The 21,240-nt window shown below is 26.5% G+C and carries 31 protein-coding genes and 2 tRNA genes; 2 read left to right on the top strand and 31 right to left on the bottom strand.

Annotated features, from left to right (window positions below; all coding sequences use genetic code 4):
• Window positions 1-6: 6 nt before the first annotated feature.
• Genes gatB through ACR34G_RS00590 form a run of 5 tightly spaced genes read right to left on the bottom strand, consistent with a single transcriptional unit; the run spans window position 7 to window position 4,594 of the window.
• Window positions 7-1,422, bottom strand: a complete 1,416-nt coding sequence (gene gatB / locus ACR34G_RS00610; RefSeq protein WP_436358847.1) for an Asp-tRNA(Asn)/Glu-tRNA(Gln) amidotransferase subunit GatB — start codon at window positions 1,420-1,422, stop codon at window positions 7-9.
• Complete coding sequence (locus ACR34G_RS00605) at window positions 1,415-2,737, bottom strand: amidase family protein (protein ID WP_436358846.1); 1,323 nt, start codon at window positions 2,735-2,737, stop codon at window positions 1,415-1,417. Before ACR34G_RS00605 ends, gatB begins: the two co-directional genes overlap by 8 nt.
• The gene (locus ACR34G_RS00600) at window positions 2,724-3,023 is read right to left on the bottom strand and encodes a hypothetical protein (RefSeq protein ID WP_436358845.1); all 300 of its coding nucleotides are present in this window, start codon (window positions 3,021-3,023) and stop codon (window positions 2,724-2,726) included. Before ACR34G_RS00600 ends, ACR34G_RS00605 begins: the two co-directional genes overlap by 14 nt.
• A gap of 11 nt (window positions 3,024-3,034) precedes the next feature.
• Complete coding sequence (locus ACR34G_RS00595) at window positions 3,035-3,883, bottom strand: pseudouridine synthase (protein WP_436358844.1); 849 nt, start codon at window positions 3,881-3,883, stop codon at window positions 3,035-3,037.
• Between the two features lie 42 nt (window positions 3,884-3,925).
• Window positions 3,926-4,594: a 16S rRNA (uracil(1498)-N(3))-methyltransferase gene (locus ACR34G_RS00590; protein WP_436358843.1), complete on the bottom strand. Its 669-nt coding sequence runs from the start codon at window positions 4,592-4,594 to the stop codon at window positions 3,926-3,928.
• Between the two features lie 49 nt (window positions 4,595-4,643).
• Between ACR34G_RS00590 and ACR34G_RS00585 the strand changes: the two genes are divergently transcribed.
• Window positions 4,644-4,719: transfer RNA gene (locus ACR34G_RS00585), tRNA-Thr, on the top strand.
• Window positions 4,720-4,768: 49 nt separating this feature from the next.
• Here the strand turns inward: ACR34G_RS00585 and hinT are convergent.
• The 3 genes from hinT to ACR34G_RS00570 are packed head-to-tail and all read right to left on the bottom strand — an operon-like array spanning window position 4,769 to window position 8,943.
• Window positions 4,769-5,089, bottom strand: a complete 321-nt coding sequence (gene hinT / locus ACR34G_RS00580) for a histidine triad protein HinT (protein ID WP_436358842.1) — start codon at window positions 5,087-5,089, stop codon at window positions 4,769-4,771.
• Between the two features lie 9 nt (window positions 5,090-5,098).
• Window positions 5,099-6,739: a HinT-interacting membrane complex lipoprotein P60 gene (locus ACR34G_RS00575; protein ID WP_436358841.1), complete on the bottom strand. Its 1,641-nt coding sequence runs from the start codon at window positions 6,737-6,739 to the stop codon at window positions 5,099-5,101.
• 11 nt (window positions 6,740-6,750) lie between these two features.
• The gene (locus tag ACR34G_RS00570; RefSeq protein ID WP_436358840.1) at window positions 6,751-8,943 is read right to left on the bottom strand and encodes a HinT-interacting membrane complex protein P80; all 2,193 of its coding nucleotides are present in this window, start codon (window positions 8,941-8,943) and stop codon (window positions 6,751-6,753) included.
• 161 nt (window positions 8,944-9,104) lie between these two features.
• Between ACR34G_RS00570 and ACR34G_RS00565 the strand changes: the two genes are divergently transcribed.
• Window positions 9,105-9,713, top strand: coding sequence for a thymidine kinase (locus ACR34G_RS00565; protein ID WP_436358839.1), 609 nt, complete (start codon window positions 9,105-9,107; stop codon window positions 9,711-9,713).
• Window positions 9,714-9,755: 42 nt separating this feature from the next.
• Here ACR34G_RS00565 and rpmB read toward each other — a convergent pair whose 3' ends face one another.
• From rpmB to rplE, 23 genes are all read right to left on the bottom strand, one after another.
• Complete coding sequence (gene rpmB / locus ACR34G_RS00560; RefSeq protein ID WP_436358838.1) at window positions 9,756-9,953, bottom strand: 50S ribosomal protein L28; 198 nt, start codon at window positions 9,951-9,953, stop codon at window positions 9,756-9,758.
• A gap of 19 nt (window positions 9,954-9,972) precedes the next feature.
• Window positions 9,973-10,326 (bottom strand): 50S ribosomal protein L20, encoded by a 354-nt coding sequence (gene rplT, locus ACR34G_RS00555; protein WP_436358837.1) that lies wholly within the window; start codon window positions 10,324-10,326, stop codon window positions 9,973-9,975.
• A gap of 23 nt (window positions 10,327-10,349) precedes the next feature.
• Window positions 10,350-10,538 (bottom strand): 50S ribosomal protein L35, encoded by a 189-nt coding sequence (rpmI, locus tag ACR34G_RS00550; protein WP_436358836.1) that lies wholly within the window; start codon window positions 10,536-10,538, stop codon window positions 10,350-10,352.
• Entirely contained in the window at window positions 10,519-11,160 is a 642-nt protein-coding gene (gene infC, locus ACR34G_RS00545; protein WP_436359214.1) for a translation initiation factor IF-3, read from the bottom strand. Before infC ends, rpmI begins: the two co-directional genes overlap by 20 nt.
• Window positions 11,161-11,410: 250 nt before the next feature.
• A tRNA-Ile gene (locus ACR34G_RS00540) sits at window positions 11,411-11,487 on the bottom strand.
• A gap of 58 nt (window positions 11,488-11,545) precedes the next feature.
• Window positions 11,546-11,968 (bottom strand): 30S ribosomal protein S9, encoded by a 423-nt coding sequence (gene rpsI / locus ACR34G_RS00535; protein WP_436358835.1) that lies wholly within the window; start codon window positions 11,966-11,968, stop codon window positions 11,546-11,548.
• Window positions 11,968-12,402, bottom strand: coding sequence for a 50S ribosomal protein L13 (rplM, locus tag ACR34G_RS00530; RefSeq protein ID WP_436358834.1), 435 nt, complete (start codon window positions 12,400-12,402; stop codon window positions 11,968-11,970). Before rplM ends, rpsI begins: the two co-directional genes overlap by 1 nt.
• A gap of 140 nt (window positions 12,403-12,542) precedes the next feature.
• Complete coding sequence (rplQ, locus tag ACR34G_RS00525; RefSeq protein ID WP_436358833.1) at window positions 12,543-12,905, bottom strand: 50S ribosomal protein L17; 363 nt, start codon at window positions 12,903-12,905, stop codon at window positions 12,543-12,545.
• A 2-nt stretch (window positions 12,906-12,907) separates the two neighbouring features.
• Entirely contained in the window at window positions 12,908-13,915 is a 1,008-nt protein-coding gene (locus tag ACR34G_RS00520; protein ID WP_436358832.1) for a DNA-directed RNA polymerase subunit alpha, read from the bottom strand.
• Between the two features lie 13 nt (window positions 13,916-13,928).
• Window positions 13,929-14,315: a 30S ribosomal protein S11 gene (rpsK, locus tag ACR34G_RS00515; RefSeq protein ID WP_436358831.1), complete on the bottom strand. Its 387-nt coding sequence runs from the start codon at window positions 14,313-14,315 to the stop codon at window positions 13,929-13,931.
• 3 nt (window positions 14,316-14,318) lie between these two features.
• Entirely contained in the window at window positions 14,319-14,687 is a 369-nt protein-coding gene (rpsM, locus tag ACR34G_RS00510; RefSeq protein ID WP_436358830.1) for a 30S ribosomal protein S13, read from the bottom strand.
• A 6-nt stretch (window positions 14,688-14,693) separates the two neighbouring features.
• Complete coding sequence (rpmJ, locus tag ACR34G_RS00505; protein WP_027123513.1) at window positions 14,694-14,807, bottom strand: 50S ribosomal protein L36; 114 nt, start codon at window positions 14,805-14,807, stop codon at window positions 14,694-14,696.
• A gap of 9 nt (window positions 14,808-14,816) precedes the next feature.
• Window positions 14,817-15,032 (bottom strand): translation initiation factor IF-1, encoded by a 216-nt coding sequence (gene infA, locus ACR34G_RS00500; protein ID WP_436358829.1) that lies wholly within the window; start codon window positions 15,030-15,032, stop codon window positions 14,817-14,819.
• A 191-nt stretch (window positions 15,033-15,223) separates the two neighbouring features.
• Window positions 15,224-15,973: a type I methionyl aminopeptidase gene (gene map, locus ACR34G_RS00495; RefSeq protein WP_436358828.1), complete on the bottom strand. Its 750-nt coding sequence runs from the start codon at window positions 15,971-15,973 to the stop codon at window positions 15,224-15,226.
• Window position 15,974: 1 nt separating this feature from the next.
• Complete coding sequence (locus ACR34G_RS00490; protein ID WP_436358827.1) at window positions 15,975-16,616, bottom strand: adenylate kinase family protein; 642 nt, start codon at window positions 16,614-16,616, stop codon at window positions 15,975-15,977.
• Window positions 16,610-18,037 (bottom strand): preprotein translocase subunit SecY, encoded by a 1,428-nt coding sequence (gene secY, locus ACR34G_RS00485; protein ID WP_436358826.1) that lies wholly within the window; start codon window positions 18,035-18,037, stop codon window positions 16,610-16,612. Before secY ends, ACR34G_RS00490 begins: the two co-directional genes overlap by 7 nt.
• Window position 18,038: 1 nt before the next feature.
• Window positions 18,039-18,482, bottom strand: coding sequence for a 50S ribosomal protein L15 (gene rplO, locus ACR34G_RS00480; protein ID WP_436358825.1), 444 nt, complete (start codon window positions 18,480-18,482; stop codon window positions 18,039-18,041).
• A 13-nt stretch (window positions 18,483-18,495) separates the two neighbouring features.
• Entirely contained in the window at window positions 18,496-19,161 is a 666-nt protein-coding gene (gene rpsE / locus ACR34G_RS00475) for a 30S ribosomal protein S5 (protein ID WP_436358824.1), read from the bottom strand.
• Between the two features lie 2 nt (window positions 19,162-19,163).
• The gene (rplR, locus tag ACR34G_RS00470; protein WP_436358823.1) at window positions 19,164-19,517 is read right to left on the bottom strand and encodes a 50S ribosomal protein L18; all 354 of its coding nucleotides are present in this window, start codon (window positions 19,515-19,517) and stop codon (window positions 19,164-19,166) included.
• A 27-nt stretch (window positions 19,518-19,544) separates the two neighbouring features.
• The gene (gene rplF / locus ACR34G_RS00465; protein WP_436358822.1) at window positions 19,545-20,084 is read right to left on the bottom strand and encodes a 50S ribosomal protein L6; all 540 of its coding nucleotides are present in this window, start codon (window positions 20,082-20,084) and stop codon (window positions 19,545-19,547) included.
• A gap of 3 nt (window positions 20,085-20,087) precedes the next feature.
• Window positions 20,088-20,480 (bottom strand): 30S ribosomal protein S8, encoded by a 393-nt coding sequence (rpsH, locus tag ACR34G_RS00460; protein WP_436359213.1) that lies wholly within the window; start codon window positions 20,478-20,480, stop codon window positions 20,088-20,090.
• A gap of 8 nt (window positions 20,481-20,488) precedes the next feature.
• Window positions 20,489-20,674 carry a type Z 30S ribosomal protein S14 gene (locus ACR34G_RS00455; RefSeq protein ID WP_436358821.1) on the bottom strand — a complete coding sequence of 62 codons (186 nt, stop codon included), beginning with the start codon at window positions 20,672-20,674 and terminating at the stop codon, window positions 20,489-20,491.
• 7 nt (window positions 20,675-20,681) lie between these two features.
• Window positions 20,682-21,233: a 50S ribosomal protein L5 gene (gene rplE, locus ACR34G_RS00450; protein ID WP_436359212.1), complete on the bottom strand. Its 552-nt coding sequence runs from the start codon at window positions 21,231-21,233 to the stop codon at window positions 20,682-20,684.
• Between the last annotated feature and the right edge of the window lie 7 nt (window positions 21,234-21,240).

Raw genomic sequence — 21,240 nt, 5'->3', positions numbered from 1 at the left:
TTTCAATTATTTTTTAATTTTTTCTTCGATTGTTTTAATTGTTAATTCATTAGCTTTTTGAGGATTTGCCTGCCCTTTAGTTTGTTTCATTATTTGTCCTAAAAAGAATTTAATAACTCTTTCTGGTCTATTTTCATAATCATTTAATAATTGTTCATTTTCTGAGATTAAATTATTTAAAATTTCCTGAATTAAATCATTGTTTTCTATTTGAACCAAATTGTATTTTTTAATAATTTCATTAATACTTAAATTTTCTTTTTCTTTATAAAAAACAATTTCTTTTGCTTGTTTGGATGAAATAGAATTATTTTTTTCTAAAGTTAAAATTTCAACTATATCATTTGGGGTTATATTTAACCAATCAATGCTTTTTTCCTTTATAATTGGAACAATTTCAGAAAAAAAGAATTTAGATAATTTATCTTTATTGTCAAAATTTATTTTATTAAAAAATTGTAATCAATCAAAATTATTTAATAACTGTTCTACATAAATATTAGAAACTGATTGGTTTAATAATTCTTCTTCTCATTCTCAATGTAGTTTGTCTAATTTAATTGAATCAATCAATTCTTCTTTTAATTGAATAACAGGAATATTTGGTTCAGGATAATATCTATAATCAACTGCTCCAGTTTTTTCTCTCATTACTATATTTTGTTGTAAAACATCATCAAAACGTTTAGTTTGTTGAATGATTTTTTCGTTATTATTTAATTTTAAAGTTTGAGTTGCAATTTCCAATTCTATCGCTTTTTTCACATTAGAAACTGAATTAATATTTTTAATTTCTACTTTGGTACCAAAACCTTCTCCTGGTTTGTTTAAAGATAAATTAATATCTGCTCTTAGTGAACCTTCTTCTAACTTTGCATCTGATATTCCTAAAAATTTTGCTATTTTAGCAATTGTTTCAATGTATTTTGCAGCTTGATTTGCATTTTTAATAACAGGGTTTGTAACAATTTCTATTAACGGAATACCTGCTCTATTATAGTCTAAAAAAGTTCCTTGTTCAGTATGTAATTGTTTTGCTGTATCCTCTTCTAAATGTATTCTTTCTATTGAAATTTCATTAACTTCATTATTAATTTTAAAAGAAACTTTTCCATTTTTCCCTATAGGTCTAAATTGTTGTGTGATTTGAAAACCTTTTGGTAAATCTGGATAAAAATAATTTTTTCTATCAAAATGTAATTCATTATCAATATTCATTTTTAATGCTTTTGCTAATTTTATAGCTTTTATAACAGCTTCTTTATTTAATAAAGGCAATGTCCCGGGATAAGCTAAGTCAACTAGACTAATATTTTTATTATTTTCTTCATTAAATGAATTTTTAGCTGCTGAAAACATTTTAGTTTTAGTGTTTAATTCCAAATGTATTTCAATACCTATAACCACTTCATAATTATTCATTAGTTTTCTCCTTTAATTTTTCTTCAATTCAAAGTGCATAACTCAATAATTTTTCATCATTTTGCATTTTAGAATCTATTGCTAGATTAAAAGGCAATTTATTATTTTTGTCCACACCTAATTTCATTGTTATAGATGGAGAACCAGCTAAATTAGAACCTGTTAAAATATAATCCATATAACTTCTTTTTTCTGCGTTTTCAAAATAAGGGGCAACATCAGGTGCTGCTGGATAAATAACTATGTCATATTTATCATATAATTCATCTAAATAATTTTTTATCAATCTTCTAATTTTTTGTGCCTTTAGAAATAATTCGTCTTGATTTTCTTTTTCAAGGAAATAAGAACCTAATATTAATCTTCTTTGTACCATTTTTCCAAAACCTTTTGAACGGGTATTAGTCATTATTTCACTTCAGTCTTTACCGTTTTCTCTTTGCCCAAATGCTATTCCATTTAAATTAGCTAAATTAGAACTTGCCTCAGAATAGGAAATAATGTCATATACTGGTTTAATTGCTTTTAATAAATCAGCATTAGGTTCAATGGATTCTGTTTCCACAAATGCGGAAATTTCCTTTATAAAAGAAAAATATTTTTCATAAACAGATTCGCTTAGCAAATTTTTAGGAATGTTAAAATATCCAATTTTATCTGGTTTTGTTTTTATAACATTATTAATTAAAATGTTTTCGGAAGTCATATCATTATAATCTTTTCCATAAGCAACTTTAGCAACTTCTATAACATCATTAACATTATGAGCAAATCATGAAACTGTATCTAAAGAGGAAGCATATGCAAACATACCAAATCTTGAAACTGCTCCATAACTTGGTTTAAATCCTACTTTTCCTATATATGATGCAGGAAGTCTTACAGAATCTCCTGTATCTGAAGCTAAAGCAAAGGAAACGTTATTTGTCAATGTAGCTGCAGAACCGGAAGAAGAACCACCTATTTTTCTTTTGTTATCTAAAGGGTGAGAAATAATTCCTCAATAAGAATAAATACCTTCTCCACCAAGAGCTAACTCATCATTATGAACCTTTGCTACAGGTATTGCTCCATTATCAAGTAATTTTTGCACAACAGTAGCATTATAAGAAGGGTAAAAATTTTCAAGTAATCTAGAAGACGCTTGTGTTTTAGCTGTTTTTGTAGCAAAAACATCTTTAATAGTAAAAACACAACCGCTAAGTGCTTTGTTTTCTATAATTTCTTGTTCTGGAAAAAGAAAAGAAACTGCATTATTTGTGTCTTTATGTAACTCTTTGTGAGCTAGTAAAAAATTTCCTTTATTTTTTATCATTTATAACCCTTTCTAATTGCACAAAATTTTTGTTTTTTGCAGGTGCGTTTTTTAATAAAATCCCTTTATTTTCTGTATATTCAAGCACTTCATCTTCTCTAACTAAACTAAAATCTTTAATTTTTGTTAATCTAACTAGTGGTTTAACATTACCAACATCTATCTGTTTAAATTCGTTTAACATTTTATAAATTTCATCAAATTCTTTTTCTAATGATAAAATAACTTCATCATTTGGAATAAGTTTTAATATTTTAGCTAATTCAATTATTTCTTCTCTTTTCATTTTTCTCCTTACTATCATTTTGGATAACTTATAAATTCTTTATCATTTAAATAAGATAAATCTCCACTTAAATCTTTAAATTTGATTCTATGTGAATGTAAAAAAACTCTAAAATTTTTTTTACCACCATACTTTGTATCGCCATAAATCGGAAAACCTAAATGTGATAAAGTCACTCTAATTTGATGTTTTTTTCCTGTTATTAATCTTGCATATTTTTTAGAATTTTCACTAAAAAATTCTGTTATAGTTAATATATTTGAGTTTTTTACTACTTTCATTTTTTGCTTAGTTTCATCTTTTTCAAGAAAAAGTGAAGAAGTGAATTTATTGTCTATTTTTATATCAGATTTAAAGATATAAATTTTTTCAAATTTCTTTTGTTTTTCTTTTAATTCGACAAGTGCTTTATAATTTTTTGCATATATTACTATTCCTGAAGTTTTTTTATCTATTCTACCTATGTGAGATGGAATAAAAGAATCTTTTTGTTTAAAATTTAAATACTTTAAAATTTGTAAATCTAAACAATTATCTTCACTATGAATAGCTATATTTTCTTCTTTATTTACTATTAAAATATTTTTGTCTTCAAATATTATAGAAAAGTTTTTTTCTTTACTGTTATTTGTGGTTGTAAATTCTTGATTTATTTTTTCTTCATTTAGTCCATAAACTTGGATTTCATCATTAACCCTAATAATATATTTTTTATCATTGCTTCTTTTGCCATTAATTTTTATATCTTTTAAGCGAAAAAGTTTTTCTATTTTAGATAAAGGAACCTTGTTAAAATATTTAATTATAAATTTATATAATGTTCTACCTTCATCATTTAACGTTGCTTTTATTATTCTCATAATTGAATTTTACTTTAAATTTATTTTTTATTTTATAAAAAATTAATTTTCTTCTATTCTAGATAAAATAAACAAAGGAGCGGTTTCTGCTCTTAATATTCTTTTTCCTAAACTTATTGCTTTAAAGTTGTTTTTTAAAGCTAAGTCCACTTCTTGTTGACTAAAACCGCCTTCTGGACCTATTAAAAATAAAGAATTTTGAGGAAAAAGAATATTTTTATCAGAAGTTTCAACTTTTTCATGTGCTATATATTTATTTTTTATATTTAAGTTTAAAATTTCTTTAAAGTTAATGGGATAATGTATTTTCATAACTTTATTTCGGAAACTTTGTTGCGTGGAACTTTTGGCAATTTCTTGTCATCTTTCAATTTTTTTGTCAATGTCGTTGCCTAATTTTTGCTCAACATTTTCACTAAAAATTGGATAAAAATCACTTGCACCTAGTTCTGTAGCCTTTTGAATTAATCACTCAAAACGCTTGATATTAATTATTGCACTTGCTATGATAACAGGTTCATTAAATTCGTGATTTTCTTTAAGTTCTTGCTCAATTATCGCTAAATCACCTTCTAAATGACAAATATAGAATTTTTCTTCATATATACAAATTATTTTTTCGTTTTTTATTCTAGCTACCTTTATGTGATGGAGAGTTTCATTGGATAATATAAAATAATTATTTTCTTTTTTTTGTGCAAAAAATCTCATCATAATTTACTCCTATTTTTGTTAAATTAGTTTATAATATTATAGAAAAGCCATCATAGCTCAGTAGGTAGAGCACATCCATGGTAAGGATGGGGTCGCAGGTTCGATTCCTGTTGTTGGCACCATATCAAATAGACCATAAAAATCTCTTCTTAAAATAAAGAAGAGATTTTTTTATTTTTCACTTGGTATTATGTGAATATGAGTATGAAAAACTTCTTGACCTGCTTCTTTTTCGTTGTTTACAAGTAGTTTAAAACCTTTTACATTTAATTTTTGAGTTTGTTCAATTGCAAGTTCTTTTGCCTTTACAATTAAATATTCTAAGTCACTATTTTCAATAGAAAATAAATTTCTAGAATAAATTTTAGGAACTACTAAAAAATGTCCTTTTGTAACTGGTTTTATATCAAGAAAAGCTATAACTCTTTCATCTTCATAAATGATATTTGCTGGTATTTCTCTATTTATAATTTTTAAAAATAATTGTTCCATTTTACATCTCTATTTTTTAGTTGTATTTTTATTATTTGATTCTGGGTCTAAAATTGAATCTTTATATTCAATTTTGTAACCAGCATCTTCATAGAATTTTTTAATCTCTTCATATAGAGTGTTTTTGTCTGCTAAATATAATGAAAATGCCAATATTTCCTTTTGTTCTACTGTATGTCAAGGTGTGTGATCTAAAGAGAAATAAGTTTTATATGTTGTTACATTGTCTTTTGTTGTTGCTTTGTTTTCATCAAATAAAGGCACAATTTTATTTACATAAGAAGCTGATATTTTGGTTAAATCACTACTTATAGCTTTTACAGAAGAAGGATAATCACTAAGTACTCTACCTGCATCAGAAATATTAGGAGAGTAAGAAGGTGTGCTTGAATCTCAAATTACATCTACTGCATAAGTTCTTACAGAAGGGTGTTGTTGGTCTTTGTTTGCAGTCAATACCATCTTGATAATTACTGTTGCTCTTTTTTGGATGCTATCTGATTCAAAAGGCATAATTTTTTCAACAGTATAAGTAACATCACTATGTTCTGCTGCTTTAACAACTTCAATATCTTCTTTAGTTAATTGATATTTTGTTTTTGTCTTGTCAAAAGAGTCTTTTAGTTTGATAGGTAATTCTTTTTTACCTTTTCAACTTTCTGCAGCTGCTAAATCATTTTTAGAATATATAATTCTAGAATTTTCATCCACAAATCCGCTCTTTATATTTGTCTCTCTTTTCAAAGTATAAACATCATAATTAAAACTTCCTTTAGGGTTAGAACCTTGATTGTAGAGAATTCCTTGATATGATAATAATTGTTTTAAATCAATATCATCATTCACATTTAATAACTCAAAATCCTGTATTTTATTGGTGTTTTTGGAATTTTTAAATCTTTCATCTACTAAAGAGTTAAAAGAATTTTCATCTTTAATTTCTAATAAATTATAAGTGGCTAAGTCATCTGAATCAGTAGACTCATATTTTCAAATTTGAGCAGGTTGTTTTTCTAATAAAAGTGTTTTTAAAAAGAAATCTTTGGTTTCTGGATTAGTATTTTGATATGCTAATCTTTGATTATAATTTGTGTTTTTTTCCGCTGAATTTGTTTTATATTTATTGGATTCAATAATATCTTTAGATTCAGAACTAGTTAAGAATTTAAAAACTAAAACCATTTTTAAAATATTGTTTTTTAAATCTGAATTATTGTTGTTAAATAAAATTTCAAATCCTTTTTCTGTAAATAATTTATTTGGTCCTACCTCTGTATATAATTCTTTTAATTCTTCTGTAGTTAAAAAATTATTAGAATTTAAATCATTTATAAATTTTACTGTAAAGGTGCTGTCTTTTTTCAACTCTTGTTTTTGGTAAAAATTAAATGCTTTTTTAGCTAATGCATAAAATTCGCTATTTTTGTTTTTAAATTCTTGATCTAAGTTTTGATTTTTAAATCATTTATCAGTTAAAATGGTTTCGATATATTTGGTTTCAATAAATCTTTTAACTACTTCTTTTTTTAATTTCTCATCTTGAATTATTTTTTCTGAACTTTCTACTTCAACAGGAGAACAAGAAACAACAGATAACGGAATAATTCCCGCTATAACACTTGTTAATAATGAATATTTAATTTTTTTCATTTCATTCTCCTTTATTTATTTTTAATAATTCCAAAATGTTTTTGTAAAGCATCATAAATAGTGTCTACATCTGATTTTTCTGTTTTTCCTCTAATTGTTCAGTAGTTTTTAGTGTTGTCAAAATTAAAATCAGCATTTAAATTGTATTTTTTAATTTCTGTTAAATAAGTTTCAATTTTAGTATTTATTTTTAAAATTAAATCATTAGAATAAGAAATTATTTTATTATCAATATTTTTTTCTAAAGACTTAATATAATTGGTTTTTTCTTCTTCAGACTTATTACTTTTTACATCTGTCAATAATTTAGTTTTAAATTTTTCATCAGATATTGTGTCTTTTAAAACAAAACTTTCGTTTTTTAATTCATTAAATAAGTCATTTATTTTAAGTCTGTTAGTTATTGAAGAGTTAATTTGATTATTAGCATTTAATTGTAATTCTTTTTTAAGAATTTCTTGTAATTTATCAAAAGTGTTTATTGAATTTTTTAAAATAATATTCAATCCTTTACTTGAATAAATAATTGAACTGTTTTCAGTTAATTTATAAATTGTGTGAATTCTATAACTTGAATCGGTAGTTTCTCCAAAAGTTTCTTTAAAAGCTTCACCAGCTTTTTTAAGTTCTCCATCGCTTAGTTTATCAATAAAATCTGCTATTTTTTTATTTAGTTCATTAATTTCAGTTAATTTTTTATTAGTTAAAGTTGAAGCATCTGGAAGTAAATTTTCATGTCCATTTGCAAATAACTTTTCTTTAATTTTACTAAATAAAGTAGTGGATAAAATATGTGTTGCTTCTTTTGCACTAAATACATTATCTAAAAATGTAATGCCATAAGAAGAATCTTCACTATCAAAAATTTGACTTAAATTTCTTAAAGGTAATTGTCCTAAATTTTGTGCATTTGTTTTATTAACTGATGAATTAATTGTGTTAAGTAAAATTCTATCAGTAGATTTTTGATTCTCATCTGAAGTAGCAGTATTTCCTTTGAAGTTTTCAATTAAACTTAGTGTAGTTTTTACTTCTTGTGTGGTTAAATCATTAGAATTTATTTGGGTTACTGAATATCTTAATAATTCTTTTAAATCAGCTTTAGCAATTGTTCATTCATCTTGTGCATTTGAAGAATTTTGATTAGCATGAATAACTAATTGAGAAACATCAAAGAATGAAAATTTATCTTTTAATAAAGCATTATTGTTAAAATAAAATTTATTAATTACATTATTTGCATTCATATACTCTTTAACATAAGAATTTGTTAAAAATGCAGAAACTTTGTATTCATCTTTAATTTTTTCTTTTTCAGATTCTGTTTTAGATTTATCACTTTCTCTTTCGATATTTGGAATAAATCCATTTACAACGTTTGAACCTTTGTCAGCATCATCTTCTAAAATGATAATATCTTTAAATAATCTATCACCTTTTTTATAAACAATATTTCCATTTTTATCTTTAATATCTTCACTTAATACTCTATTTTTAACATCTTTATATAAGTATGTTGTTGAAAACTCTGGAGTAAATCTTGCAAAAGCTTTTTTTTCTGCTTCTTTATATGTTAAATATTCAACTGCTTTATCAAAATTGACTGCTCCACCAAATTTTGGATCTGTAGAAATATATTTATTAAATTCAGATTCTCAATTTTGGAAACCATAAGTTCTTTGATATCTTCTTCTTTCGTCTTCAAGGAATTTTTGTTGTGATTGTTTTAAATCATCATAGCTTTTAAAATTAGGATTAAATCTATCGTTTGCACTTGTTTTACCTGCTACATAAGATTTATCTCATGCTTTTTTGAATAATTGAGAAGCCTCATATTCTTCTTCATAAAGATAATTAATTAAAACTTTTTGTGCTTCATCAAATTGTTCTTTATTAATAACTGAATCTGTTTGGGTTGCGTTGATAATATCTTGAAGATTTAAGTTTTTAGGACCGTTTGGTGTAGATATACTTACTAAAATATCTGAATCTGCTCTAGCTGCAATTTTTGTAGGTTGTGCATTAGTGATACCTAAAGGAATTCCTATAGCTAATCCAGAAACTACCAAAGCAGCTGATGCAAATAAAACTCCATTAAGGATTTTTCTTTTTTTAATTTGTTCTGGTGTTCTTTCTTTTTTTTGTTTTTTCTCGCTTTTGGAATTTAATCTTGCAAGTTTTTTAGAAAGTTTTTCTTTTGACATATTTACCTCTTTAGTTTGCTATTTAATTTATATTAATTAAATTAATATAAAAATTTTACCAAATTTTAATGTAATATAAATTAAAAATAAAAAAATAAAAAATTTTTCATTTTTTTGCTTTTTATAATTATAATAATTAATACACACGCAAAGGAGTATGAATGATGTACAAAAAATTTTCTGAAGGAATGATTGAAGTTATTACCGGTCCTATGTTTTCTGGAAAAAGCGAAGAATTGTTAAAAAGGATTAGAATTTTAGAATATGCAAATATTAAAACTTTAGTAGTTAAACCACACTTTGATAATAGGTTTGCAGAAGATGAAATAATTTCTAGATCAGGAGCAAAAATATCAACTTTTAATGCTTCTACAGCCGAAGAAATAAAAGAGTTATTTAATAAAAAAAATTATAAAGCAATCGCTATTGACGAAGTTCACTTTTTTGGTAAAGATGTTCTTAATTTACTTAGTGATTTAGCTGATGATGGTGTAAGAGTAATAGTAAGCGGTTTGGATATGGATTATTTAAGAAGACCTTTTAGTATTGTTCCAGCATTACTTTCAATGGCTGAAAATGTTACAAAATTGCAGGCAGTATGTGTAAAGTGTAAAAATGCAGCATCTACAAGTTTTAGAAAAATTAATAGTAAAAATGTAAAACTTTTAGGGGACACTGAAGAATATGAAGCAAGATGCAGATCTTGTCATATAAAAGGCGAATTTGGAAAAATTAAAGATAAAAACGAAGACAAAAGTGAAGAAAAATAACCTAAAAATTTTTAGGTTATTTTTTGTTATATTAATTAAAAACTAGTTTGATTTACCGTTTTTACGTAAAGTTCTTGCTGTTTTTGCACTTACTTTAATTGTAACAACTTGCCCTTTTTCATTAAGTATTTTCATTTTTTGCAAGTTTAATCTAAAAGTTCTTTTAGTAGCATTTAAAGCGTGAGATCTTTTATTTCCCACCATAGGACCTTTTCCTGTTATTGCATCTTTTCTTGCCATATTTATTCTCCTTTTCTAATTATTTTAAAGCACTTTTTGCTTGTTTAATGATAGTTTCAAAAACTTCATGATGATGAATCGCAAGTTCTGAAAGCATTTTTCTATTAACTTCAATATTAGCTTTTTTAAGTCCGTTAATTAATTGAGAATATGTAATTCCAAGAGGTCTAGAAGCAGCATTAATTCTTGCTATTCATAATTTTCTAAAATCTCTTTTTACTTGTTTTCTATCTCTAAAAGCATAAGTTCAAGATTTAACAACTGCTTGTTTTGCAACTTTAAATCCTATTGATTTATGTCCTCAATATCCTTTAGCTAATTTTAATCATTTTTTTCTTCTTTGTCTTGTAACAGTTCCACCTTTAACTCTCATTGTTGTTACCTCTTTCTATGTTATTAAAATAAACCTTTTATTCTTTTTAAATCTGATGCAGAAACTAATGTAGCTTTTCTTGCGTGTCTTTTTTGTTTAGTTGTTTTGTTTTGAGCTAAATGAGATCTATAAGCTTGTCCTCTTTTAACTTTTCCACTTCCTGTAACTTTTAATCTCTTTTTTAAAGAGGATTTAGTTTTCATTTTTGGCATTTTCGGTTTTACCTTTCTCTTCTTGTTTTAATTCTTTTTCTTTTTTAGAACTTGTCAAATGTGGTAATTTCTTTTTATCCCTTTCAACATACATATCTAAAAATCTTTCATTTTGCTGTGCATCTTTTGTAATTTTAGCTATGTCAGAAATGTATTCATAAAATTTATCTAAAACAACTTTACCAAGTTCAGGTCTAGAAGCCTCTCTACCTCTAAATTTTAAAGAAATTTTTACTCTATCTCCATCTAAAAGAAATTCTCTAGCTTTTCTTGCTTTGGTCTCTATATCTTTAATGTTTATTCCTGGAGTTAGTCTAATTTCTCTATTATTAACAAAAGTTTGTTTTTCTTTTACTTCCTTTTGTTTTTTCTTTCTTTCATATTTAAATTTTCCATAATCCATTATTCTTCCTATTGGCTTAGGTTTGTCACCTGAATTATCAATAGAAATAATAACTAAGTCCATTTTTTGTTCTTTCGCCATTTCAATGGCTTCATTTTTAGAAAGAACACCAACTTGACTGTTGTCTGAATTTATTACGAAAATTTTTGAAAAGGGAATATTTTCATTAACAAAATGTTCTTGTTGTGGCTTTTTTTTATTCCCAAAATTGTTATTTAATTTACTAATAACTCTTTCTCCTTACGAATTTAAATAAAATAAAGTGGTAATACACCACTTTCTCTCAATTAGATACAATTTAATAATAAAATAGTTTATAAACAAAATTGTAGCATACCCATGGAATAACCATTAGGTGAGAGATTAATCTACTTTCTGCAATTTTTATCTATTGCTATTAAATTATATATTTTTTTGCAAAAAAAGCAAATAAAAAAAGCAAATAATTGCTTTTGGTCAAAATTTGAAATGGTGGGAACGAATGGAATCGAACCATCGACCTCACGATTATCAGTCGTGTGCTCTAACCGTCTGAGCTACGCTCCCATTAATAAATTTATATGCAAATTGCATACAAATTATATCACAAAATGTGTGTTTTATATTAACGTTTAGAAAATTGTCTTGCTCTACGTGCTTTTCTAAGTCCGTATTTTTTACGTTCTTTAGATCTTGCATCTCTTGTTAACATACCTGTTTCTCTTAAATTAGGTTTATAATCTTTTGAAGATTCTAATAAAGCTCTTGCTATTCCTAATCTAATTGCTCCAGCTTGCCCAGATAAACCACCACCAGAAGCATTAACGATAATGTCTCATGTTCCTTCTGTTTCTGTAATAGTTAAAGGTTGTAAAGCATCTTTAATTAAAAGATCTGACATTAAATAGTCTTTAGCTTCTCTTTTATTAATTGTAAATTTTCCTTTTCCTGGTTTTAAGATAACTCTTGCAGTAGAAGATTTTCTTCTTCCTAAACCACGATAGAATGTTCCAGTTAACATTTTTTGATTTTTCATTTCTTTAGCCATTATTTAACCTCTAATTTCATTGGTTTTTGTGCTTCATGTTTATGTTCAGGTCCAGCATATACAAATAAATTTACTCTTTGTCTATTTCCTAATTTTGTGTGTGGTAACATTCCTCTAATTGCTTTTTCAACAATAGCTGCTGGTTTTTTTGCTCTTAAATCTTTTGCTTTAATTGATTTTAATCCACCTGGATAACCTGAGTGTGAATAATAAATTTTATTTTCATCTTTGTTTGCAGTTAAAATTACTTTTTCTGCATTTATAACAATAATGTTATCTCCCATATCAACATTTGGAGTAAATGTAGGTTTATTTTTTCCTCTTAAATAAGTAGCAGCTAAAGTTGCTAAACGCCCTAAAACTTGTCCTTCTGCATCAATAACATATCATTTTTTGTCTGTTTCAAGATGCTTAACAATAGTTGTTTGTCTCATTGTTCCTTCCTTGATAATTTAATAATTTATTTAATAATGTAACAGGTATTTAATAAATATTGCTTTTAAATTATAATACTTTTTTTTATAAAACCAAATCTTTTATAAAAAAAATAACCAAAAACGGTTATTTTCATATTTTAAACTAATTCGATAATAGCCATTTTAGAATTATCACCTTGTCTTGCAGGCAATTTAATTATTCTTGTATAACCACCATTACGACTTTTATATTTTGGTCCTACTACATCGAATAAATATGATAATGCTGATTTACCATCACTGGTTTTTACATCTCTTAAAAATGCAGCTGCTAAACGACGAGAAGCAAGTGTATTAGTTTTTGCTTTTGTAATTAATCTCTCAACGTGTTTTCTTAATTCTTTAGCTCTTGCTTCTGTTGTTGTGATTCTTCCGTGAACAATAACATCTGTAGATAAAGAACGTAAAACGTGTTTTCTTCAAGTTGAATTTCTTCTAAATAATTGTGTTGGATTAGCCATTTTTAGTCTCCTTTCTTAAGTGAAATACCGCGTTCAGCTAATTTTTCAATAATTTCTTGAACGGATTTTTTACCTAAATTTTTAACATTATTTAATTCTTCTTCATCAATTTTTTCTAAGTCTGCTACAGTTCTAAATCCTGCACGTCTTAAAGCATTTAATGATCTTACTGTTAAACTTAAATCATTAATATCAATTGATTTATCTTTAGGAGTTTCTTCTTTAACTTTTTCTTCTTCAAAATAGTCTTTTTCATTAATTTCTAAATTTTCAGTATTTGAAACTATTTTCAAATGTGCAATTAAAATTTTTGCAGCTTGAGCAATAACCTCTTTTGCTTCTACTGTTCCATCTGTTTTAACATTAAATTCTAGTTTTTCTTGAATAATGTTAGAAGCTGAGTTAAGTTCACTAAATTTATATTGAACATTTGTAACAGGTGAAAAATCTGAATCAACTGCTAAAATGGTTCCTGATTTTAAATTTGATTCTAATTCAGAACCATATTCTAAAATATTTTTTTTGTTGTCTTCAAAAGAAACAAATCCTCTTCCTGATAATAAAAACATTTCGAATTTTAAAGCGTTTGCTTTAGAAAGAGTTGCGATTTGTTGATCAGGGTTTACAATAGTTACTCCTGCTGGTAGTTGAATATCTTTTGCAAAAATATTTTTTTCAGTAAATTTATCATAATTAAATGAAACTCTTACAGGTTTTTTATCAATAAAAACTTCTTTATTATAAATAAACTTTACTTTCTTTAAATTATTTAATAAAGTAACTACATCTTCTTCTACGTTGTCGATTGCTTGAAATTCGTGATCTACTTTTTCAATTCTAATTGCAAATGGAGCAACTGAAGAAACTGAAGATAATATTGTTCTTCTTAAAGCTGTACCTAAAGTGTTAGCAAATCCTCTTTCTAAAGGTTCTAAAACAAAAGAAGTGAAATAATCTGAATGTTTATTTTCTTTTTCTTCTTTGTAATTTACTTTTGCCATTTTTTGCATAACTTAACAACTCCTATCTTTTTGTTTCTCTTTTGATTACTTTTCTTGGAGGTCTTGTTCCGTTATGTGGAATAGGTGTAACATCTTTAATTTCAGTAACAGTAATACCTGAAACTTCAATTTGTTTTCTTGCTGCATCTTTTCCTGGTCCTAAACCTTTAATTTCAACTTTAACTTCTTTAATTCCATGTTCTTTAGCTGCTTCAGATGCTGCTGCTGCTGCTAATCCTGCTGCATATGGAGTTTTCTTTTTTGTCCCTTTATATCCAATAGCACCAGATGAAGATCATGCAATTACATTACCTTTTTCATCTGAAAAAGTTACAATTGTGTTTTGGTGAGTTGAGTGAATGTGAGCGATTCCGCTAGTAATATTTTTTCTTTTAACTTTTCTAGCCATATCTTATTTACCTTTCTTTCCAGCAACAGTTTTTCTTGGTCCTTTTCTTGTACGTGCATTTTTCTGAGTTACTTGACCACGAACTGGTAATCCTTTTCTATGTCTGATTCCTCTATAACATTTAATTTCCATTAATCTTTTAATGTTAATAGCTACTTCACGACGTAAATCACCTTCTGTTGTATATTGTGAAGCTATATCTCTTATTTTTGATAATTGTTCTTCACTTAAATCTTTTACACGAATATTTTCGTCTATTTGAGCCTTTTGTAAAATTTCTTGAGCTCTTGATTTTCCTATCCCAAAAATATAAGTTAGAGAAATAACAACTCTCTTATTATTTGGAATTTCTATGTTTAAAATTCTAGCCATATTTTCCTAACCTTGTCTTTGTTTGTGTTTTGGTAGAATACAAATGATTCTATTTATTCCATTTCTTTTGATTATTTTACAGTCTTTACACATCTTTTTAACTGATGCTCTTACTTTCATAAATCTCCTTTATTTATGACGATAAACAATTCTTCCTTTTGTTCAATCATAAGGACTAATTTCAACATCAACACTATCTCCAGGAATTATTTTAATGTGATACATTTTCATTTTTCCTGAAATGTGAGCTTGAATTTTAGCATTATTTTCTAATAAAATTTCATACTCACTAGAATTGTGTGCTTGAATTACTTTACCTGTCATTTTGATTGCATCTTTTGCCATTTATTGAAATACCTCTTTTGGTTTTTTATTTGTACAATTAATGTTTGGTATTTATTATTATTTTATTTCTTTAAAAGTAATTGTGCCCTTTAAAGAAATACCTGGACTTATTTCGACATTACCTTATGCCAGGCTTGTATAATTAACATTAAAAATTATACTAAATTTTTGAATTTTTCCAACTCTTTGAATTAACTTAAAATTATTCCTTTTCCATTTTTAATTAAAATGGTTTCTTCCGCGTGAACTGTTTTTTTACGGTTATATTTTGGAACCACAGTTCAACCATCACTTAATATTTTAACTTCCGGACTTTCTTGTAAAATCATAGGTTCTATACAAATTACCATATTATCTCTTAACAAAATCCCTTTATCTCCTGTATATAAATTGTAAACATTAGGTGCTTCATGAAGTTTTTTTCCAATTCCGTGGCCACAAAATTCCTCTGTTGTAAACATTTTGTTTTCAAAAATAACCTTGGAAATTGCTTTAGAAATATCTCCTATCCTTGCTCCAGGTTTGATTGCATTTATACCGGCATCTATTGCTCTTTTTGCAACAGAAATCAGTTTTTCGTTTTCAAGATTATTTTCTTTTCCAACTGATTTGGAAAAGGCAGAATCTGAATAGTATCCTTTATATTTAACTCCTAAATCTATAGAAATTAAATCCCCTGTTTTTAAAATTCTTTGATCCGGAATTCCGTGAATTAACTCATGATTTAAAGAAGCGCAAATTGTGTTAGGAAAATTTTGGTAACCTAAAAAAGCTGGTTCTGCGTTTCTTTTGATAATTTCATCATAAGCAAGTTTGTCTAGTTGCAATAAAGAAACCCCTTCTTCTATTGCATCATAAACTATTTTTTTTACTTCTGAAAGAATATTTGCTGATTTAGTTATTAATTCTATTTCAAAATCTTTTTTTATCAATTTGCTCATTTTATAAAATTTCTTTAACTATTTTTTGTACTATGAATTCTGGAGTTTGTGTTGCATCTATAGTGATTAACATATTTTTGTCTTTATAATAATCTATTAATACTTTAGTTTCATTATTATAAACTTCTAATCTACGAATAATTGCTTCTTCTTCATCATCTTTTCTTTGTAATAAAACTGTATCGTCATTTTCGCAAAGTAATTGCTTTGCAGAAGGTTTGAAATCAAGATGATAAGTTGCAGAACAAGTAGGGCAATATCTTCTTTTAGAAAGTCTTTGAATAATAACTTCACTTGGAGCTTGTAATAAAATAACATTTTTTATTTGAGAAGTGCTTAAATTTGATAAAAAATCTGCTTGATTAATTGTTCTTGGATAACCATCTAAAATAAAGTTAACGTTTTGTTTGTTTAATTCTTCTAACTTTTCTTTTACTATTTCATTAGTTATATTGTCAGGAACATATCTACCACTTTCAACAATATTTTTTAATTCCAAACCTAATTTAGTTTGGTTTCTAATTGCGGTTCTAAAAATTTCTCCTGTTGATAAATGAATAAAATCAATTTCTTTTGCAAGTAATGATGCAACAGTTCCTTTTCCAACTCCTGGTGCACCTAAAAAAATTATGTTTTTTATCATAATAAATCTCCGTTATTTTTATTTTGTTTAGTAAATGATTTACTAATTTTTCTTCTTTTTTGTGAAATTTTTTCTGATTGTCTTCTTGCTTTAATTTGACCTATTGTTTCTAATGCTGTGGTTATTAAAATAATAATAGAAGTTCCACCAAATGTAATGCTCCGTGGCATTCCAAACATTTGCATAATAGGTTCTAAAGAACCAATTGCTACAAGATAAAATGCAGAGAAAATAGAAAGTCTTAAAACAACAGAAATTAAATAATCTTCTGTTTGTTCTCCTGGTCTTATTCCAGGAATAAAGGTTGAATTTTTTCCAAAATCTTCTGAAATTTTATCCACTCTAGACTGTTGTAATCCCATACCAATTGCAAATAAAAAGGTAATAACTACAAATAGACTAAATCCAATTGGATCAGTTAATCTTAAACTTCTTTCTACAAAATATCTTGTAGATGAAGTGTATGGATCAAGAAGTCCTACTATTAAAGTTGGTAAAGATAAAACAATTAAAGAAAAAATGATTGGCATAACACCTGCTGGATTTACTTTAATTGGTAATACTGAAATATCTTTAACATTTTTAGTCATTCCAGATCCTGTTTGTTGAATAGGTATTTTTCTTTCTGCAGTATAAACATATGCAACTATAAAAATTAAAACTAAAAAACCAATAATATAAACTCCAAAGAAAATTATATTACTAATCAAAGAGTCTGAATTAGATCCTGAAATAAAGTAATTAAAGGCTCCTTTTAATTTACTTGGTAAACGTGTTGCGATTCCTGTAAAAATTAAAAGTGAAGTCCCATTACCAACTCCTTTTTCAGTAATTTGTTCTCCTAAAAATAAAGAAAACAAAGAACCGCTAATAAGTATACAAGGTAAAATAAAGTATTTATAATAAGCTGCATTGTTGCTTAAATATACAAAACTTTGTGCTCCTAAATTGGCATCAAACAATGTTCTAATTAAGAAAATTGATTGAGCTATAGCTATAAAAATAGTTAAAAGTCTTGTAATAATATTTATTTTACGTCTACCTAGCGGTCCTGATTGACTTAACCTATGAACTGGTGGAAATAATTTAGTTTGAGCGACCATCATAATCAAAGATGCTGTTATGAATGGTCCTATTCCTAAGGCTACTATTGAAAAGTTAGTTAACCCTCCACCACCTACAATATTAATTATTCCTAAAAATGAATTAGAATCTAAAGAAGCATTTTTATTTATAGATACACCAGGTAATGTGATTGTACCTGCTATAACAAAAATAGCTAAAATTCATATAGAAAATAATATTTTTTTAGTTAAGATTTTTTCTTTGGAAAATGTTTGAATTTTATGTTTTATATTTAAATAGATTTTTGAAAAGATTAATCCTATCCAGTTTAATACTTTTTTTAATCTATAAAACATCTTAAACCAATTCTACTTTTCCACCTAATTTTTCTACCGCTTCTTTTGCTGAGTTTGAAACGGCATTAACTTCTATAAATATTTTTTTAGTTAATGTACCTGAAGATAATAATTTTACAGGCATTGTTTTTCTTCTTGCTAATCTAGTTTCAAATAACATTTCTAATGTTACTTTGTCACCATCTTTAAATGTAGCATCTAATTTTTCTAATGATATAACTTGATATTCAACTTTATTAACATTGTTAAAACCGATTTTTGGTAAACGTCTGAAGAGAGGGTTTTGTCCTCCTTCAAATCCAGGTCTTACAGTTCCACGTTTTGTTTGTCCTGATTGTCCTCTACCAGCTTGTTTTCCTTTACCAGCTGCATGTCCACGACCTTTACGGTGTTTTTCTTTTCTTGAACCTTCAGTGTATTGTAATGTATGTAATTTATATGACATTTTTCCTCCTGGACTATTTATTGCTTAACAAATCTTCTACTTTAATATCTCTTAATTCAGCAATTTTTTCTACTGTTCTAAGATTTTGTAAAGCAATGATTGTTGCTCTAACGATATTAGCTTTTGTTCTTGAACCATAAGTTTTAGTATAAATGTTTGAATATCCTGCTAATTCTACAACTGCACGAACTGTACCAGATGCTATAATTCCTTTTCCTTTTGGAGCTGGTTTTAATAGTACTTTAGATGCTAAGAATTTTTGTTTAATTTCATGTGGTACTGTTGCAGCTTCTTCTACCACTGGAACAGTTATTAAATTGTTTTGTGCATCTTTAACTGCTTTTTTAATAGCATCTTGCACTTCATTAGCTTTTCCGTGACCAAAACCAACTTTTCCTTTTTTATTACCAACCACTACATATGCTGAGAAAGAAAATCTTCTTCCTCCTTTAACAACAGTAGTTACCCTTGCAACATCAATTACTTTTTCTTCGAATTCATTTTGGAAAGGTTGTTTGTTAAATTCTTTTTTTGGTCTTGAGAATTTACGATTATTATTAGATGTTTTTGAATCTTTGTCTTTAGAATGGAAGTGTTTTTTTGGTTCTCTTGAAGATTCTATTTTTTTAGTTGGAGTTGCTTTTTTAACAACTTCTTTTTTAATTTCTTTATTTTCCATTATTAAAATTTAACTCCTTCATTTCTAACTGCTTCTGCAAATGCTTTTACTCTTCCATGATAAATATAACCTGAACGATCAAATACAATTGATTCAATTTTTAATTCTTTAATTTTTTGTCCCATTAATTTTCCAAGTATTTCAGCTACTTTAATATTTCCGCTATATTCTTTATGTTTTAAAGTTGAAACAGATGCTATTGTTACTCCTTTAGTATCATCTATTAATTGTGCATAAAAGTTTGTTAGTGATTTGAAAACTGATAAACGTGGTTTGGTTGCTGTACCTAAAACTAATTTAGATTTAATTCTATGATGTTTTTTAATTCTAGCTTTATTTCTTGATAATTGAGCCATTGATAATACCTCGCTTCTATTCTAAAATTATTTAGAAGCTTTTTTCCCTTCTTTACGTCTAATGTTTTCATTTTTATACATAATACCTTTTCCTGAATAAGGATTAGGTTTTCTAACACTTCTAATAACAGCAGCTAATTGTCCAACTTGTTGTTTATCAATACCAGAAACAATTATGGAAACTGGTTTTGGAACTTCTACTTTTAAAGTATTTGGAACATCTATTAATACAGGGTGTGAATATCCTGCTAAAATTTCAATTTGGTTACCTTTTAATGTAGCTTTGTAACCAACACCCTTAATTTCTATTTCTTTTGAAAAACCAGAGGTTACACCTTTAATCATTCCTGCAAGTAAGGAATTAGTTGTACCGTGTAATTGCTTTGTATGTTTTTCTTCGTTTAATCTTTCTGTTGTAACTTGATTATTTTCTACTTTAATTTTGATTAAATTAGAAAATTCTCTTTTTAATTGTCCTAATTTACCTTTAACAGTAACTAAATTATTATTAACTAATACTTCTGTTCCTTCTGGAACTAATAAAACTCTTTTTCCTACTCTAGACATAAATTATCAAATGAAGGCGATAATTTCACCACCAACATTTTCCTTTCTAGCTTCTTTATCAGTTAATAAACCTTTAGATGTAGAAACAATAACTGTTCCATATCCTGAAAGTACTTTTGGTAAATCATTAACAGAAGAATAAACTTTTAATCCTGGTTTTGAAACTCTTTTAATTCCGGTAATAGCACTTGTTGTACCTTTATATTTTAATTCTACAACAAGTTTTTTTTCTACACCTTCTCCTTGAGTTTCAAAATTTTGAATATAACCTTCTTTTTTGAAGATTTCTAAAATTTTGTGTTTTTTATTAGAATGTGGGATTTCAACAAATTTGTGTTTTCTCATAAATGCATTTTTGATTCTTACAATCATATCTGCAATTGGATCTGTAATTATAGCCATAATTATCAACTCGCTTTCTTAATACCAGGAATTTTTCCTTCATGTGCTAATTTTCTAAAACAAATACGACAGATTTTAAATTTTCTTAAAACAGCATGTGGACGACCACATAATTCACATCTTGTATATTCTCTAACTTTGAATTTTTTATGTTTTTTAGCTTTTGCTTTTAATGATGTTTTTGCCATTTTACTCCTATTTTTCTGCCTTACCAAAAGGCATTCCTAATTGTTCTAATAAAAATTTTGCTTCTTTATCTGTATTTGCTGTTGTAACAATAATTACATCCAATCCCTTAATTTTTCTAATTTTATCGAAACTAATTTCTGGAAAAATAATTTCTTCTTTAATTCCTAATGAATAATTTCCTCTTCCATCAAAAGCTTTAGGATTTACACCTCTAAAGTCTCTAATTCTTGGAATTGCTACATTAATTAATTTATCTAAGAATTCTCACATTCTTTCTCTTCTTAATGTAACTTTTGCTCCCATTGGCATTCCTTCACGTAATTTTCATGAAGCTAATGATTTTTTAGCAACTGTTTCATAAGGTTTTTGCCCTGAAATTAATGCCATTTCATTCATAACTTCTTCTATAGCTTTAGAATTAGTTACTTCTTTTCCAGCTGTCATATTTAAAACAATTTTTTCAATTTTAGGTAATTGCATTACAGATGTATAAGCAAATTTTTCTTGTAAATTCTTTTTAACTTGTTTTTCGTATTTTTCTTTTAATGTCATCTTTATAAAATTA

The sequence above is a fragment of the Mycoplasma sp. 480 genome (assembly GCF_051353065.1).
GTDB lineage: Bacteria > Bacillota_I > Bacilli_A > Mycoplasmatales > Metamycoplasmataceae > Mesomycoplasma_A.
Note: the sequence above shows the minus strand (reverse complement) of the source record. Positions and strands in the feature narration are given on the sequence as shown.